This window comes from Helicobacter sp. MIT 00-7814, from assembly GCF_003364115.1.
Classification (GTDB): domain Bacteria; phylum Campylobacterota; class Campylobacteria; order Campylobacterales; family Helicobacteraceae; genus Helicobacter_F.
Genome location: NZ_NXLL01000014.1, coordinates 22,743 through 38,706, shown reverse-complemented (window position 1 = coordinate 38,706; position 15,964 = coordinate 22,743). Strand labels below are relative to the sequence as shown.

Below are 15,964 nucleotides of genomic sequence, written 5' to 3'. Positions count from 1 at the left end.
GAAAAAATGCTATTTTCAAAAATGTTTGCAGTAAGCCTTAAAGAAAGCCCAAAAGACGCACAGCTAAAAAGCCATATTTATTTATTACGCGCGGGCTATATCCAGCAGGTGGGAAGCGGAATCTACAACTTTTTGCCATTAGGGAAAAAGGTGCTAGATTCTGTGCGCGCGATTATCAAAGAGGAGATGGATAAAGCCGGTGCGCAAGAGGTGCTTTTGGGCTTTGTCACGCCTGCGGAGCTTTGGCGCACAAGCGGGAGATTTGAGCAATATGGCAAGGAATTACTGCGCTTTAAGGATAGGAAGGAAAATGATTTCGTGCTAGGACCTACGCATGAGGAGATGGTAACTTCCCTTGCTAAGGCTTTTGTGAAAAGCTACAAGCAACTTCCGCTCAATCTCTATCAGATTCACACAAAGTTCCGCGATGAGGCGCGTCCGCGCTTTGGGCTTTTGCGCGCGAGGGAATTTATTATGAAAGACGCGTATAGCTTCCATGCGGATTTTGAGGATTTGGATAGAGAGTTTGCAAATATGGAGCGCGCGTATAGGGCGATTTTGGAGCGTTTGGGATTGGAGTATAAGGTTGTGGAGGCGGATTCTGGCGCGATTGGCGGAAGTGGCAGTAAGGAATTTATGGTGCTAAGTCCTAGCGGTGAAGATACGCTTGTGGTGTGCAAAAAATGTCAATATGCCGCAAATATCGAGGCTGCAACGCGCAAGCCAAAGAGCACCCCGCGCCAAAAAGTCGAGCTTGAAAATTTAGAATCTCAAAGCGCGTTTGATGAAGCGCTAGATGAATTGCTAAATGCGCAAAAATCCCTGCGCGCTTTAGAATCTAGCTTCCCCACAGATGCGCCACAAGCTGGATTTAGCGAGTTTTTCACGCCAAATATAAAAAGCATAGAATCTCTTTGTGAGTTTTTTAAAATCCACCCTTTTTACACGATGAAATGCGTTGCCAAAAAGGTGCGCTATGAGGAAATTGATGAAAATAAAAAGGCACAAAATAGCGCGCCAAATGGTGTGCAGAGCGATGAGGTTGTGTTATATTTTATGCGCGGTGATGACTTTTTGGAGGAGACAAAAGCGCTTAATGTGCTTAATAAAATTACGCCAACAAGGCGCTATCTTGATTTTTTAGAGCTAGATTCTGAAGGTTTAAATGCGCTTGGTTTGGTTGAAGGCTTTATCGGGGCGCTTGGGCTTAATGCGCGCTTTAAATGTGTTTTTGATGAAAGCCTTAAGGGGGCAAAAAATCTCATTTGTGGCGCGAATAAAAAAGATTATCATTTGGTGGGCGTGGATTTAGATGAGTTTGAGGAATTAAAAGGCGCAGAATTTGCGGATATTATAGGCGTGCAAAGTGGCGATTTATGCCCGCATTGCGGAAATGCGCTAGGCTACACAAAAGGCATTGAAGTGGGGCATATTTTTAAGCTTGGGCGCAAATATTCTCAAAGCTTAGAAGCGACTTTTTTAAATCCACAAGGCAAGGCAGAAGCGCTTATTATGGGTTGCTATGGCATTGGCGTGACGCGCTTATTACCCGCGATTTTAGAGCAGAAAAGCGATGAGTTTGGTTGCGTGTGGGGCGAAGGTGTGAAGGTGTTTGAAGTGGTGATTATTATTTCAAACGCAAAAGATTCTGAGCAGGTGGCGTTTGCGCAAACGCTGTATAACGCGCTTTTGGCAAAGGGCGTAGATGTGCTTTTAGATGATAGGAATGAGCGCTTTGGCTTTAAGATGAAAGATTTTGAATTGCTTGGAATCTATCAGGCAATAGTCGTGGGTAAGGAGCTAGCGCAGGGCAAAGTTGAGCGCATTTTACGCGAGGGGCTAAAAAAAGAGCTTGTCGCGTGTGAAAAATGCGAGCAAGTGATTTTAGATTCCCTGCAAAAAGCCTAAAGGAAAAAGTATGGCAAAAAAAATTATTATCGGCACGCGCGGAAGCAAGCTAGCCCTTTGGCAAGCAGAGCATATAAAAGCGCGTTTGGAGCAAGAATGTGGGCTTTTATGCGAGCTAAAAATTGTTAAGACGCAAGGCGATAAGATTCTTGATACGCCGCTTGCAAAAATCGGTGGCAAGGGACTTTTCACAAAGGAACTTGAGGAGTTGCTTTTAAGCGGGGAAATTGATTTAGCTGTGCATAGCTTAAAAGATGTGCCTGTGGAGTTTCCTAACAATCTTGGTTTGGTGGCGATTACAAAGCGCGAGGATTGGCGCGATTGCTTTGTGAGCGAGAAATATCCTAGCCTTGAAAGTCTTCCGCTTGGCGCAAAAATTGGCACGACTTCCCTGCGTCGCTCAATGCAGCTCAAACTCTATCGCGCAGATTTTGATACGCTTTCCCTGCGTGGAAATGTGCAAACACGCTTAAGCAAGCTTAAAAATGGTGATTTTGACGCTATTATCCTTGCAAATGCCGCGCTCAAACGCCTAGAGCTTCAATCTGAATTGCCATTTTGCGAACCTTTAGAATCCATGCTTCCAGCGATGGGGCAGGGCGCGCTTGGCATTGAATGCGCGCTTGATAATACAGAGCTAATTACGCACCTTAAGCGTTTAGAGGATTTACCCACAAGCATTTGTTGTGAGGCAGAGCGTGAGTTTATCAAAGTGCTAGAAGGTGGCTGTCAAGTGCCAATCGGCGTTTTTGCGCGCTTAGAATCTGTGGATTCTGCAGAATCTAATCAAGCAAAAGACACGCAACTTCTGCATTTAGAAGCTATCATCGGCTTACCTGATGGAAGTGCGAGTATGCGCTCACAGCTCACACAAACGCTAGATTCCACAAATCCAAAGCAAAGCGCAAAAGAGCTAGGGATAAAACTAGCGCAGGATTTTTTAGACAATGGCGCGCGGGATATGCTAGAGCGCGCTTATAAAATGATATAAGCATTCTTTAGGCTTTTTTGAGGCTTTTTTTGATAAAATACGCGTTTATCGGAATTTGCAAGCGATTTACTACCAAAAGGAACTAAATGGAAAATCTACTCGAACATGGAAATATTACAGATGTGCGCATTGATGACAGCATTAAGGAAAGCTACCTTGACTACTCGATGAGCGTGATTGTCGGGCGCGCACTCCCTGATGCAAAAGATGGCTTAAAGCCTGTGCATCGCAGGATTCTCTACGCGATGCATGAGCTAGGCGTGACTTCGCGCAAGCCTTACAAAAAAAGCGCAAGAATCGTCGGCGATGTCATTGGTAAATACCACCCACATGGCGATATAGCCGTATATGATGCGCTTGTGAGAATGGCACAGGATTTTTCCATGCGTTTAGAGCTAGTCGATGGACAGGGGAATTTTGGCTCAATTGATGGTGATGGCGCGGCGGCTATGCGTTACACTGAAGCGCGTATGACGCAAGCAAGCGAGGAAATGCTCCGCGATATTGAAAAAGAAACGGTTGAATTTGTCCCAAACTACGATGATACGCTAAGTGAGCCGGCTATTTTGCCAACAAGAATCCCAAATTTGCTTGTAAATGGCTCAAGCGGGATTGCTGTGGGTATGGCGACTTCTATCCCGCCACACCGCTTAGATGAGATTATCGAGGCGTTGTTTGTTTTGTTAGATTCCCCAGAAGCAGGGATTGATGAGATTTTGCCTATTGTCAAGGGACCAGATTTCCCAACAGGCGGGATAATCTATGGCAAGCAAGGCATTACAGAGGCTTATCGCACAGGGCGCGGGCGTGTGAAAGTGCGCGCGAAAACCCACATCGAGCACACAAAGACAAAAGAAGTTATCGTCATTGATGAGGTGCCTTATATGGTGAATAAGGCAAAGCTTGTCGAGCAAATCAGCGAGCTTGCGAAGGAAAAGGTGATTGAGGGCATTTCAGAAGTGCGCGATGAGTCTGATAGAGAGGGAATCCGCGTTGTGATAGAGCTTAAGCGTGAGGCGATGAGCGAGATTGTGCTAAATCACCTTTTTAAATCCACGACGATGGAAAGCACCTTTGGCATTATCTTGCTAGCGATTAATAATAAAGAGCCAAAGGTGTTTAACCTTTTGGAGTTGCTAAATATTTTTATCGCGCATCGCAAAAGTATCATCATCCGCCGTTGTATTTTCGAGCTGGAAAAGGCTAAGGCGCGCGCGCATATTTTAGAGGGGCTAACGATCGCGCTTGATAATATCGATGCAGTGATTGCTACTATCCGCGCGAGTGCAGATTCTGATACCGCAAAAGTCGCGCTTATGGAGAAGTTTAAACTTTCAGAATTGCAAGCAAAGGCAATCCTTGAAATGCGTTTGCAACGCCTAACAGGGCTAGAGCGCGATAAAATCGCAAACGAACATGCCGAGCTTTTGGCTGAAATCGCGCGTTTGGAATCTATCCTTAGAAGCGAGGAAAAGCTTAAAGAAATCATCAAAGAGGAGCTAAGCGAGATTAAGGAGAAGTTTAGCTCACCACGCAAAACGCAGATTGAAGAGGATTACGATGCCATTGATGTGGAGGATTTGATCCCAAATGATAAGGTCGTGGTGACGATGAGCCATCGTGGCTATGTCAAGCGCGTGCAGCTCAAAGTCTATGAAAAGCAAAACCGCGGGGGCAAGGGCAAAATCAGTGGCAACACGCATGATGATGATTTTATAGAATCTTTCTTTGTCGCCAACGCGCATGATACGATTATGTTTGTGACAAATCGCGGGCAACTCTATTGGCTCAAAGTCTATAAAATCCCAGAGGCAGGCAGGACGGCTATTGGCAAAGCGGTGGTAAATCTCATCAACCTTCAAGCCGATGAAAAAATCATGGCGACAATCACCACGACAGATTTTAATAGCGATAAATCGCTTGTATTCTTTACCAAAAATGGTATCGTTAAGCGCACTAATTTGAGCGAATATGGCAATGTCCGCAGTGTGGGAATCCGCGCGATAAATCTTGATGAAAACGATGAATTGGTGAGTGCAAATATCGTGCATACGGATACTAAGGAGCTTTTCATTGCGACTTATCAAGGTATGTGTATCCGCTTTAGCATTGATGATGTGCGCGAGATTGGGCGCGCTGGCAGAGGTGTGACGGGTATTAGATTCAAAGCAAATCAAGACTTTGTCATCGGCGGGACAACCATAAGCGCGGATACAGACAAGCTCTTAAGCGTGAGCGAGCAGGGCATTGGCAAGCAAACAAGTGCTGGAGAATATCGCCTACAATCACGCGGAGGCAAGGGCGTCATCGCAATGAAGCTCACAGCAAAAACCGGCAAGCTCGTAAGTGTGGTAAGTCTCAACGATGAGGATATGGACTTGATGGTGCTAACAAGCTCAGGTAAGATGATACGCGTGGATACAGAAGCTATCCGCGAGGCTGGACGCAATACAAGTGGCGTGAAAATCGTAAATGTCGGTGATGATAAAGTCGCGTATGCGAACAAATGCCCTAAGCAAAACAAAGAGGACGAAGACGAAGGCGAGATACAAGAATAGCGCTAGCGGAGACGCTTTGCTATAATTTCTAGGGATTTTGCTAGCATAAAATTGTGGTTTGCACATGAACGCATTTATGTGTCATTGTGAGACAGGCAGAAGTAATTTACAATAAATAAAGATTCTTAAGTAAGTAAAATCCATTAGAGAATCTGTAGAATCTAAGTAATTGGCAAAGGCTATGTATGCCACGCGAAGCTGGAAGCAAAGCGGGATTTATTCCCGCGCAGTTGGAAGCGGAGCGGAGCTTTGATAAGTAATGCTCGCTGAAGTGATACAACAAAAAGAAGCGGGTGAAGTGGGATTCTCTTGCGAGATGGTGCAAATTAAGGAAAAGACGAGATGTGTAGTCTTAAGAAAGCTCTAGCATTCTATCTAATGCGATTTTTGCCCATTTTTGTGTATCAGAATCTAGCTCCACTTCATTAATCGGCATACCATCTTCGTATGCGCGCAGGCAGTCAAGCAAATCTTGCAAGCTCGTTTCATTCATCGTCGGGCATTCAGGCTTTGAGCTAGAAAGCACAAAAGTCGTATTTACGCCATTAAGCTTAGGGCGCAAGCGATTAACAAGATTAAACTCCGTGCCAACAGCCACGCGCTGCTCTAATGGCAGGCTTTGCACATATTTGATAATCTGGCTTGTTGAGCCCACAAAATCTGCGAGTTTCACCACACTCGGATCGCATTCTGGATGCACGACAATTTTAATCCCCTCAAACTTTTCGCGGTAAAATTCAATATCGCTCACGCTAAAAAGCTGATGCACCGAGCAAAAACCATCATAGCAAATCACATCGCTTTGTCTCACTTCTTCCGCACTCGCGCTTCCAAGCACGCATGAGCTTTTATTGTCCATCATTGCGAGATTTTGCCCCAAACATTTATCTGGGAGGAAAAAGATTTGTTTGCCTTGCTTTTTTGCAAAGTCAAAGATATTTTTCGCATTCGCACTCGTGCAGACAAGCCCGCCCATTTTGGCGACTTTTGCCTTCACATCGGCATTTGAGTTGATGTAAGTGATGGGGAAAACATTCTCCACGCCATAGCTTTTTAAAAGCTCGATACTTTTGTCAAAATATTCAGAATCTATCATTCTAGCCATCGAGCAGCACGCCATTTTTGGCATTATGACGCGCTTTTGTGGCGCTAGGACTTTCACGCTTTGCCCCATAAATGCCACGCCACAAAAGACGATAAGATTTTTTTCACTCATTGAAGCTTTGCGTGAAAGCTCCAAGCTATCGCCACATAAATGCGCGAGGCTCACAATTTCATCTTTTTGATAAAAATGCGCCACAAGCAACGCATCGAGGCTTTGCAATAAATCTTTAATCTCTTGTATTAACGCTACATTTTGAGAATCTGTGGCGGAATGCATGGCTTTTGTCATTATAGATTCCTTAAAAGTTGTGGTTTTTAGGCGCGCCAAAAGCCAAAATTTATAGAATCTAGCTAAGCGTGCCTATGTTTTGGGCGAATTTTACATTAGTATTTTCAACGCAAGGTATAAAATCCTCAATAAAAAGCACAATCGTGCTTCCCATTTCAAACATTCCCAATTCCTCGCCCTTGCGCACTTTTATGGGTGTGGCGTAGGTGTAGCTTTCATTTGCCCTTTTTGCGTTTGTTTTGATTTTTGGCTCACAATGAAAAACAATTGAGCCTACATTAAGCGCGCCCACCGCGACAAAATACAGCCTTTTACCATTGCTCATTTTTGCGCGCACGACCACGCGTTCATTTTTGACAAAAAGGCTTTGCACGCGATTGAGCGCTGGCATATTCACAGGATACAGCGCCCCGCCAAAATAGCGCAACTCCTCGATTTCCATATCACAAGGCGCGTGATAGCGGTGATAATCGCGCGGGGAAAGGTAAAAATTTATATAATGCAATTCTTTATCTAGCTTTTCGCCCAAAAGCTCGCTAATAGAATAACTCATTCCTTTAATCTGCAAAGCCGTGCCTTGCGTGCTTAAAGCGGATTGCGTAATGAGAGAATCTGCTGGGGCAATGAGGGTGTTTGGGCTAGATTCTATTTCGCGAGGATTTTTAAGACGGCGCGTAAAAAGCGCATTGAGACTTTCAAACTCGCGCTCTTCAAATTGACTTAAATCAATTTTAAAAATTTTCACATACACGCGGTTGATAAAGCGCTGGATTGGGCTGGGGAATTGCGCGCGCGCAAATGCGCCAAAGAGGCGGGAGAGGAGATTACTTATAGGCATTTTGTTCCTTTTGATGGGATTGTGGGGTAAGGAGATTTTTCCCTCTAATGGCAAGCGCGTAGAAAAATGGCGTATTGCAAAGCGCGAGAATAACCTTCATAGAATAATCCGCTAAAATCATAAAAATAATATCTACTTCAGGCTTTATAAGAAAAAAGGCAATATGGAAAAAAATCATCGTGTCAATAAGCTGGGAAAGCATAGTCGCGCCGTTGTTGCGCAGATACCAAATGCGCGGAAACTTTTGTTTGAGGTAGAAAAACACATACACATCAAGCACTTGAGAGACGCAAAACGCACAAACGCTCGCAAGCGCAATTCTAAGCTCGCTTGCAAAAATGCTAGGCACAAATGCCAGCACGAGCCCAAGTCGCAAAGTGCGCAACACTTGAGGTTTGGAGTATTTCTCGCTCAAAACATTCATAAGCAAAAAACTAAGTGGATAAGTGAGCGCGCCAAAGGTTAGATGCGTGCCAAAAATGGGATACTGCACGCTGAAATTTGCCAAAACCACAATGCAGGCAAATCCAATCCCGCAAAGCCAAAAAACGCGTTCGCTCATAAGTTGGGAATTTTGCGCGCTATTAGGAATCTGCACACCTGTGGGAGTTTGTACATTTGTAAAAGTTTGGGTATTTGCAGAATCTTGCGCCTTTGTGGGAATCTGCGTATCTTTGTTTGCAGATTCTGGTGTGGAATTATTAAGCTTGCGTGCCATTTATTGTTCCTGCATAGAAGCTTCGAGTTTTTTGTATAAAATCACACCCGCGCGCTGGGCGAGCTTATCCATATTTGACGAAGGAATATTTGCAGAGATTTGCAAAACAAGTGTCGTATCGCCCTTGCAATTTGTAATCTTAAGCGTGCCTTCAAGCGCGGTGGGGCTTAAAAGCTCAAAGCTAAAATACGCCTTTTGACTCGAGCTAGAATCAAGGCGATAAAACTTCACCAACTCTTTTTGCAACGCACTTTGCATTTCTTTCGCGCCATAAGCGTTTGGATTTTCAAGCACAAGTGCGAGCTTTGGCTTTGGCGCATTTGCCTGCCACAAGGAAACATAGTGCGCTAAAGACAAATTGCCCTCACTCCCAAGCGCGTATAAGTAATTTTGCGTTTGTTGTGCTTCTTCAAGCTTAGCATTAAGCGCGCTAAATTCAGAAAGATTCAAATCCTCGCAAGTGAGATTGAGCGCGCTAAGCTCCTTTGCAAGGGCTTTTTGTTCTTCTTTGAGCTGTTTAATGAAAGTGGCTTTTGAAATCTGCGCGCGCGCATAGTAGGTGTTGCCCGTAAGCTCAGTTTTGTAAGTGACATTGCTTAGAGTGGTTTTGGCGATGCGCTTTTCAATCTGCAAGGACATATTGCTAGATTCTACGCCATTGCTAAAACTTTGATTAAGGCTTGTTTGGGAATCTAGCTCTACTTGCAAGGTGGAAAGCATATCATTTAGCGCATTGTCTTTGGCGCTTTGTAAGTTCGTGCCACTTCCCACGCCATAGAGATTTTCTTTGTCACTTTGTGCGCTAAAATACCAGCTAGGTGGCGCATCTTTACACGCATTGAAACAAAGTGCGCTAAAACAAAGCGCACAAAAAGCGCTTACAAGCCCAAATCGTGCGCGAAAAAAGAATTTATCTTTCAAAATATATCCTTCAAAAAGTTCAGAATATGCAAGAAACTAGAATCTACCAGCTTACTGAGGAATTGTTCCCAAGTTTGATGATATTCACTTCATCGTCCCACACAACCTCGCCTGTGGCTAAGTCAAGCAAAGTGAGAAGGAAAAAATAATCTGTGCGTTGTTTGCCACCGACTTTGACATTTTTTTGCCAAATTTTCCCAGAAAGTGAAAGCTGCGCACCTTTGAGCTGTCCTTTTTCAATGGTGCTGTATTGATCATACTCTTCATTACCGCGTGTGGCGCTGCGCACTTTATCGACCATTTTATCTTGTTGTGCGCCTGTGCCTGCAAGTGCTAAAGAGAGCTTAAACTTCCCGCTGTTACGCATATCGCGCGTTACTTTTCGGCTTAGTTGCTCGACATCAATTGTCTGCATCGTATCATTGACAATGTCAGAAATCACAAGCACCTTTGGTTGCTTAATGCCACGCACATATCCACTTTCAAGCAAGCTTGAGACGGATTTTTGCACCACAGCTTCAATATCGTGATAATCAAGCCCCATGCTCGTATAAGACTTAGAATCTGCTGTATCTATATACTCAGGCTGATCCCCACAACCGCTAAAAAGCCCCATCAAGCTTAAAGCCATAGTTCCAACAAGTAGTGATTTTTTCATTTTTTCTCCTTTTGTTTTTAGGTTAAATTTAAGGCATGCTTTCGCGTAGAATCTGCACGCTTAAGCTTGTCGCGCGCAGTCTTACATACAAAATATTATCATTTTTTTGACATAAAACCAAATCTTCTCCTCCACATTTTTCACCTATTTCAAAGCGCAAAAGTGTGGTGAGACCATTTTTTAGCTCATAAACTCCTTTTTTGTTTTCTATTTGCAGAGCATAGATTCTATAAGGCAAAACGCTTGAAATGCGCACATCTGCGCTTGTCGTGCTAGCAGAATATACAAGTCCTGCCAATGAGCCAAGACTGCCAAACTGATCGCCCAAAGTCGCCTGCGTTACGGCTTTCAAAATAGCCGAACTCACCGCTCTTGTGGTGATGAAAGGCAACTGCTCGTTAAACTCATTGCTAATCACCCCTTCAAAATCCGCCACAAGCGAGGCTTTGGTAAGCTTTTTAGAATCTTTGCTTACATTAAGATCGTTGTAAAAACTTTGCCCAGGCGTTAGTTTTGGCAATGCTAGCCCCACATGCAAGACATTTGAGCTTACCAAATATGCAGGGAAATTCAGCGCTAGCTCCTCTTTCATAGGACTTTGCCCTTCCTCGATAATCACCCAAGTGCGCGGCTTGAAAACACGCCTTTGACGCTCTTGCATTAATGCAATATCTTGATTTATTATCTCTGCGTTACTCATGCCGTAGGCTTGTTTGTAAAGATCGAGCGCTTTTGCATTGTCAGATTCTAAAAGAAAGAAAAGCGCAGAAACATAACTCACAGCGGGATTTATAAAGTTTTTATACGCACTAAAAGTTTTTATACTTTGATAATTTTGCGCCAAATACGACTGCACGCCACTTGCGGTATGCGCACTATCAACTTGACTTAAATTAGAATCTTGACTATTTTCCTCGCGCTGGGAATCTAGGGCTTTTTGGATGTCTTTTTGAAAATAATCTTTTGCGCGGCGTTGCCTGTCATTTGCGCGGTTAAATTCCACGCGCGCTAGGGCATTTTCACCATTTCGCATACTGATTAGCGCCTTGTAATAATTTAGCAAAACACCCTCATACATATTCCCACGATAGGTTTTGACATTTTCATTCACAATCACCGCGCCTACATTATCAAATACGCCAGAAAGCAAGCCCTGCGCTTCATATTGGCTAAAAACCTGCTCGCTTTTATCAAGCAAATCATAGCTTTCTTTTTTCTCAAGCTGTGATCCCACAATGCCCGCCTGCATGCCCCACAGCACGATATCATCACCATCTGCATTTTCTTTTGCAAGCCTATAGGCTTTTTGCAAATCCCCGCTGTAGTAGCTATTTGTGAAATTATCCATCGTGTCTTTATGCGAGCAAGCGCTCAAAAAAAGCGCAAGAACACAGGCAAAAAGTATTGTTTTTAAAAGCGTTATTTTTGAAGAAGGCAAGATTTTTCCTTATTTTTAATGATGATTAAGATTCTAAAATTCCGCGCAATTTTGGCATTTTATTTTTTAAATTTTCTTAAAATTCGCGCACAAAAGATTTAAAAAACACAATCCTTAAGTATAATGCCACAAAAATTTTTTGTTTTTAAAGGTTTTGTATGTATGCACAGCGCGTGAAAGAAGCATTGCAAGCGATTAAAGCGGGCGAGATGATTATTGTGATGGACGATGAGGATAGGGAGAATGAGGGCGATTTGGTGATGGCTGGGATTTTCAGCACGCCAGAAAAAATCAATTTTATGGCAAAAGAGGCGCGCGGGCTAATTTGCGTTTCCCTCACGCAAGAGATTGCTTCAAAGCTTGAGCTTTCCCCGATGGTGGAGCGCAATAGCTCAAATCACGAAACTGCTTTTACTATCTCAATTGACGCTGCAGAGGCAAAAACAGGCATTTCTGCGTATGAAAGGGATTTGACAATCAATCTTTTATGTTCTGAACATAGCACACCAAAGGATTTTGTGCGTCCGGGGCATATTTTCCCGCTTATTGCAAAAGAAGGCGGTGTGCTCGTGCGCACAGGGCATACAGAAGCGAGTGTGGATATTTGCAAACTTGCGGGGCTAAAGCCTGTGAGCGTGATTTGTGAGATTATGAAAAATGACGGCACAATGGCGCGCAGTGGGGATTTAAACGAGTTTGCAAAAGAGCATAATCTAAAAATTCTTTATGTTTCAGATTTGATCGCTTATCGCCTGCAGTTTGAAAAGCTCATTACTTTAGAAAAAAGAGAGCAGGCGCAATTCCTCGATAAACCATGCGAAAAACTGCATTTTGCGGATACTTTTGCGCGCAAGCATGTTGTTTATGCCTTTGGCAAGGGATTGGAAAATCCGCTTATAAAATTTCATGTAATGAGACAAGATTATGAATTTTTTGAGAATCCAAAGCAAACGCGCGAGGGCTTTTTGCAAGGAATAGAAATGCTGCAAAAAGAGGGAGGCTATCTCATCTGCCTTGATAGCGTGGAGCAAGAGGATATTAAAACGCTTGGTATTGGCGCGCAGATTCTGCGTGAGATGGGGATTGAGCAATTTAGACTGCTAAACTCATCGCAAAGCTCGCAAGGTGCGCGCAGTGACTTTAGCACGCTAAGCGGGTTTAATCTAAACCTCACGCAAAAAGTCCTTCCAACTCATCTCAAAGACACACATTAATGCGAAAAAGTATTGCGATTTTTTTGCTAAGTGGCGCGTTTGTGGGTGCATTTGCGGAATCTGTAGCGGATTTTACAAAAGAGAATCTCTATGAAAATGCAAGTAAAGAGGAGCTTTTGCAAGAGATTAAAGAGCTAAAATCTCAAGTGCAAGAGCTTCAAAAATACAAGCCAGCGGATTCTCAAAATAATGGCAAAGACTTGCAAGATCCACAAAAAGAGGAGCCTAAGCCAATCAAGCTTAGCAAAAGCGGGATTTTTCTAGGTGTGGGTGTTAGCGGTATAGGCGTCAGAAGTGGTGCAGGCGGGGAAAGTATCCATTATGGCATCGTGCCTATCACATTCCGCGCGGGCTATCAGAAGTATTTTGGCAATTTTTTTGGACTGCGCCTTTATGGTGAGAGCGCAAATGGTGGCGATGCAAAAGAGCAAGATGAAAATAAAGAGAAGCAAGGAAAGCTCAATTTACATTCAATCAATTTAGATTTGTTATTTGATATTAAAATCCCTCAAACAGCGATGTATTTTGGCTTGCATGGGGGGATTTCTCGGCATTGGCTGTATCATCAAAATATCCTTGAAATCCGCAATGTGGATTCTCAAAGAGAGATTGAAATAAAAGAAAAATATCGCGATGTAAATTTTTCTATTAACGCTGGCGCTTCGCTCAATGTGCGGAATTTTCACCGCTTTGAAGCATCATATAGAATCTTCCCTGCGAAATTTAAAGGCTTTAGCGTGAGTAACTCGCTTTCAATTTTGTATTATTATGTTTTTTAGCAGTAGTTACTTAAAATCCCTGCAAGCGCTTATAGCGCTTATTTAAAGAGCCTTGAGCCGATACGCACCATATTTGCCCCGCATAAAATAGCCAACTCAAAATCCCCACTCATACCCATAGAAAGCGTGCGCGCACCGAGATTCTGCAAGCTATCAAATACTTCTTTTGCTAGCACAAAGCTTTTTTCGATTTCCTTGCGCTCATCGCTATGCGCGCCAATTGTCATAATGCCTTCCATTGCGATGTTTGGGCATTGCTCTATGATTTTGTGATACAGCTCTTTTGCCTCGCTTGGCGCGACACCGCTTTTGCTAGATTCAAAAGAAGTGTTAAGCTGCAACAACGCGCGCATTTTTTTGCCCTTAGATTCTAGGCGTTTTTGCAATGCAAGCGCGAGCTTGAGAGAATCTAGCGAGTGCAGAAGCGTAGGGGAGAGATCGATAAGCGCGTTTATTTTGTTTTCTTGCAAAGTGCCTATCATATGCCATTGTAGAGGCAGGGATTGCAGGCTTTCAGACTTTGCTTTTAAATCTTGGACTTTGTTTTCGCCAAAGGCGCGCTGTCCGCATTCATAAAGCATATTTATTTCCTGCGCGCTTGCGTATTTGCTCACAGCTATAAGCGTGACAATGTGATGCGCGCTGAAAGCAAGGCGTGCGCGCTCGATTTTGCGTATGACAAGATCAAGATTTTTTAAATATTTTTCTTGCATGAGTTTTCCTTAAGATTCTTTGATTGCTGTTGTGCGAAAAATGCGATTTTATAACATTGCGGCTTTTATATCGCTTTAAGCTATAATAGCGCGAAAAATTACTTTAGAGGAAAATATGCTAAGAATTTTCTTTGTGTGCTTGGCTTTGGTGCAGGTGCTTTTTGCGGCGCGTCCGATGAATACCGATGATGCGCGCGTGGTGGCGCAAAAATCTTGCCAAATAGAATCTTGGAGTAAATTTAGCGAGTTTGGCAAAGGTGCGGAGTTTTGGGCATTGCCTGCGTGCAATTTATTTTTTGACACAGAAATTACCATTGGTGCAAATATGCTGTGGCAAGATTCTTTAGATTCTGCGGAATCTAGGCGCAAAGATGGCATGCAATTTTCCTTAAAAAAAGTTTTTATGGATTTAGACACAGAGGGTTTTAGTTATGGCGTGGCGTTGGGACATTTGCGCACGAAGAACTTTTTGCGAGATTCTAATGCACTTTATGGCTATGCGCTCATAAGCAAGGCGTGGCTTGAAAATCGCTTGTTTTTGCATACAAATCTAGGCGCGAAATTTTTGCGCTTAGATTCTGCGTCTTTTGCGGATACAAGCGCTTTTGCAAATTCACAGCAAAAAAGCGCACAGCTCTATAATCTAGGCGTTGGCATGGAATATGATGCAAATGAGTATTTGTGGTTTATGGGCGAGGTTTTTTATGAGGATTATATGGGGAGGGCGCAGGGGCTTGCAAGGACGCCGATGCTCTATCAGCTGGGTGTGCGCATTTGGCTTGCGCGCGATAGATTGCAGATAGATTGCACTTATGGCAATGACTTTTATACGCCTTTTAATCGTAACAATGCGTTTGTATCCGTTGGTGTGAGAATCTTAAGCGAAGAGTTGTTTTAGATTTATTTTGAAAGTGTGAGAAAAAGTATTTAGCAAAAGGCAAGCGCGCTACTTTAAATAACTTTAAAGAGTAGCGAAACAAGCCTTTTAAAAAATGCAAGCCTTTAAGCGCGCCTAGATTTACTCAATCACGCCACAAGCCATTCTTGCACCGCCACCGCCAAGTGCAGCTGGGTGATCGCTGTGATTATCCCCGCCGAAGTGAATCATAAGCGCGTGATTTTTAATCTCTTTTAGTTTTTTGATTTTTGGCGCTAGCACAGGGCTATTTGCGCTTCCATCTTTTTCAACATAAAGCGCTGGTAAATCGCCCATATGTCCATTGTCGTCCCATGGCAAAGAGTGATTTTCTGTCTTTTTAGGATCCCAGTGTCCGCCTGCTTTCATACCTAAGCCTTTTTCAGTCGCGCCACAATCCGCATTCGCATGAACATGGAATCCATGTACGCCAGCTTCTAAGCCTTTAAGATTTGGGAAAAATGCCACGCCGTATTTTGTTTGCACCGCTACCACTTCGCCCACATCTTTATTGCCCTTTTCGTTGAGCATTTCTACTTTGATGACGATATGCTCTTTTGCACTTTTTGGGTCAAATACCTCGTTATTTGCTGCTGAAAGCACACCACATAGCGCCATCGCACCAACCATTGAACCAAGAATAAATTTTTTCATCGCGAACTCCTTAAAGTAAGATTTTGGATAGATTTTGATTGTATAGTGTTTTGGTGATAGATGTGTAAATTCTTTGTTTTTTTAGCAAAACAAGCGCGGGAAAGTAACGAAAAGTAATCTCTTTTGAGAATTTTTATTTGCTTGTGGATTTTATAAAGTTATCAAAATGAGATAAAATACGCGCGCATTGGCAAAGTGGGTTAGAGAATCTGCAGAATCCCACCAACTAAAAATGGTAAAATATAAACGCGAAGCGAAGCTCAAC

General features: G+C 43.3%; 14 protein-coding genes. 6 read left to right on the top strand and 8 right to left on the bottom strand.

The features are described 5' to 3' along the window. Positions 1-6 precede the first annotated feature (6 nt). The 3 genes from CQA49_RS05690 (at position 7) to gyrA (ending at position 5,457) form a co-directional block, all read left to right on the top strand. The gene (locus CQA49_RS05690) at positions 7-1,908 is read left to right on the top strand and encodes a proline--tRNA ligase (protein WP_115574997.1); all 1,902 of its coding nucleotides are present in this window, start codon (positions 7-9) and stop codon (positions 1,906-1,908) included. Between the two features lie 10 nt (positions 1,909-1,918). After that, the gene (gene hemC / locus CQA49_RS05685; RefSeq protein ID WP_115574996.1) at positions 1,919-2,899 is read left to right on the top strand and encodes a hydroxymethylbilane synthase; all 981 of its coding nucleotides are present in this window, start codon (positions 1,919-1,921) and stop codon (positions 2,897-2,899) included. A gap of 86 nt (positions 2,900-2,985) precedes the next feature. Further along, positions 2,986-5,457 (top strand): DNA topoisomerase (ATP-hydrolyzing) subunit A, encoded by a 2,472-nt coding sequence (gene gyrA / locus CQA49_RS05680; RefSeq protein ID WP_115574995.1) that lies wholly within the window; start codon positions 2,986-2,988, stop codon positions 5,455-5,457. Between the two features lie 352 nt (positions 5,458-5,809). On the opposite strand, the gene nadA is transcribed toward gyrA, so the two are convergent. The 6 genes from nadA to CQA49_RS05650 are packed head-to-tail and all read right to left on the bottom strand — an operon-like array spanning position 5,810 to position 11,423. Beyond that, positions 5,810-6,850, bottom strand: a complete 1,041-nt coding sequence (gene nadA, locus CQA49_RS05675) for a quinolinate synthase NadA (protein WP_258864214.1) — start codon at positions 6,848-6,850, stop codon at positions 5,810-5,812. A gap of 58 nt (positions 6,851-6,908) precedes the next feature. Further along, positions 6,909-7,688 (bottom strand): phosphatidylserine decarboxylase, encoded by a 780-nt coding sequence (locus CQA49_RS05670; protein WP_115574994.1) that lies wholly within the window; start codon positions 7,686-7,688, stop codon positions 6,909-6,911. Continuing rightward, the gene (locus CQA49_RS05665; protein ID WP_309544437.1) at positions 7,675-8,406 is read right to left on the bottom strand and encodes a queuosine precursor transporter; all 732 of its coding nucleotides are present in this window, start codon (positions 8,404-8,406) and stop codon (positions 7,675-7,677) included. The genes CQA49_RS05670 and CQA49_RS05665 overlap by 14 nt, the downstream gene beginning before the upstream one ends. Then, complete coding sequence (locus CQA49_RS05660) at positions 8,407-9,327, bottom strand: LPP20 family lipoprotein (RefSeq protein WP_181882617.1); 921 nt, start codon at positions 9,325-9,327, stop codon at positions 8,407-8,409. 43 nt (positions 9,328-9,370) lie between these two features. Continuing rightward, positions 9,371-9,985, bottom strand: a complete 615-nt coding sequence (lpoB, locus tag CQA49_RS05655; RefSeq protein ID WP_115574992.1) for a penicillin-binding protein activator LpoB — start codon at positions 9,983-9,985, stop codon at positions 9,371-9,373. Positions 9,986-10,013: 28 nt separating this feature from the next. After that, positions 10,014-11,423: a COG3014 family protein gene (locus tag CQA49_RS05650; RefSeq protein WP_258864213.1), complete on the bottom strand. Its 1,410-nt coding sequence runs from the start codon at positions 11,421-11,423 to the stop codon at positions 10,014-10,016. Positions 11,424-11,581: 158 nt separating this feature from the next. Between CQA49_RS05650 and CQA49_RS05645 the strand changes: the two genes are divergently transcribed. Next, positions 11,582-12,637, top strand: coding sequence for a bifunctional 3,4-dihydroxy-2-butanone 4-phosphate synthase/GTP cyclohydrolase II (locus tag CQA49_RS05645; protein ID WP_115574991.1), 1,056 nt, complete (start codon positions 11,582-11,584; stop codon positions 12,635-12,637). After that, a complete protein-coding gene (locus tag CQA49_RS05640) occupies positions 12,637-13,416 on the top strand; it encodes an outer membrane beta-barrel protein (protein WP_115574990.1) in 780 nt (259 codons plus the stop codon). Before CQA49_RS05645 ends, CQA49_RS05640 begins: the two co-directional genes overlap by 1 nt. A gap of 38 nt (positions 13,417-13,454) precedes the next feature. On the opposite strand, the gene CQA49_RS05635 is transcribed toward CQA49_RS05640, so the two are convergent. Then, positions 13,455-14,129: a YggS family pyridoxal phosphate-dependent enzyme gene (locus tag CQA49_RS05635; RefSeq protein WP_115574989.1), complete on the bottom strand. Its 675-nt coding sequence runs from the start codon at positions 14,127-14,129 to the stop codon at positions 13,455-13,457. A gap of 115 nt (positions 14,130-14,244) precedes the next feature. Here CQA49_RS05635 and CQA49_RS05630 point away from each other — a divergent pair, with 115 nt between their 5' ends. Then, positions 14,245-15,027: a hypothetical protein gene (locus CQA49_RS05630; protein ID WP_115574988.1), complete on the top strand. Its 783-nt coding sequence runs from the start codon at positions 14,245-14,247 to the stop codon at positions 15,025-15,027. A gap of 120 nt (positions 15,028-15,147) precedes the next feature. Here the strand turns inward: CQA49_RS05630 and CQA49_RS05625 are convergent, their stop codons facing one another. Then, a complete protein-coding gene (locus CQA49_RS05625) occupies positions 15,148-15,699 on the bottom strand; it encodes a superoxide dismutase family protein (RefSeq protein ID WP_115574987.1) in 552 nt (183 codons plus the stop codon). Positions 15,700-15,964 lie beyond the last annotated feature (265 nt).

Coding starts and splice junctions, on each gene's coding strand:
- CQA49_RS05640 (WP_115574990.1), top strand. CDS start 12,637: ATGCGAAAAAGTATTGCGATTTTTTTGCTAAGTGGCGCGTTTGTGGGT.
- CQA49_RS05665 (WP_309544437.1), bottom strand. CDS start 8,406: ATGGCACGCAAGCTTAATAATTCCACACCAGAATCTGCAAACAAAGAT.
- CQA49_RS05635 (WP_115574989.1), bottom strand. CDS start 14,129: ATGCAAGAAAAATATTTAAAAAATCTTGATCTTGTCATACGCAAAATC.
- CQA49_RS05690 (WP_115574997.1), top strand. CDS start 7: ATGCTATTTTCAAAAATGTTTGCAGTAAGCCTTAAAGAAAGCCCAAAA.
- CQA49_RS05670 (WP_115574994.1), bottom strand. CDS start 7,688: ATGCCTATAAGTAATCTCCTCTCCCGCCTCTTTGGCGCATTTGCGCGC.
- nadA (WP_258864214.1), bottom strand. CDS start 6,850: ATGACAAAAGCCATGCATTCCGCCACAGATTCTCAAAATGTAGCGTTA.
- CQA49_RS05630 (WP_115574988.1), top strand. CDS start 14,245: ATGCTAAGAATTTTCTTTGTGTGCTTGGCTTTGGTGCAGGTGCTTTTT.
- CQA49_RS05625 (WP_115574987.1), bottom strand. CDS start 15,699: ATGAAAAAATTTATTCTTGGTTCAATGGTTGGTGCGATGGCGCTATGT.
- CQA49_RS05645 (WP_115574991.1), top strand. CDS start 11,582: ATGTATGCACAGCGCGTGAAAGAAGCATTGCAAGCGATTAAAGCGGGC.
- hemC (WP_115574996.1), top strand. CDS start 1,919: ATGGCAAAAAAAATTATTATCGGCACGCGCGGAAGCAAGCTAGCCCTT.
- gyrA (WP_115574995.1), top strand. CDS start 2,986: ATGGAAAATCTACTCGAACATGGAAATATTACAGATGTGCGCATTGAT.
- lpoB (WP_115574992.1), bottom strand. CDS start 9,985: ATGAAAAAATCACTACTTGTTGGAACTATGGCTTTAAGCTTGATGGGG.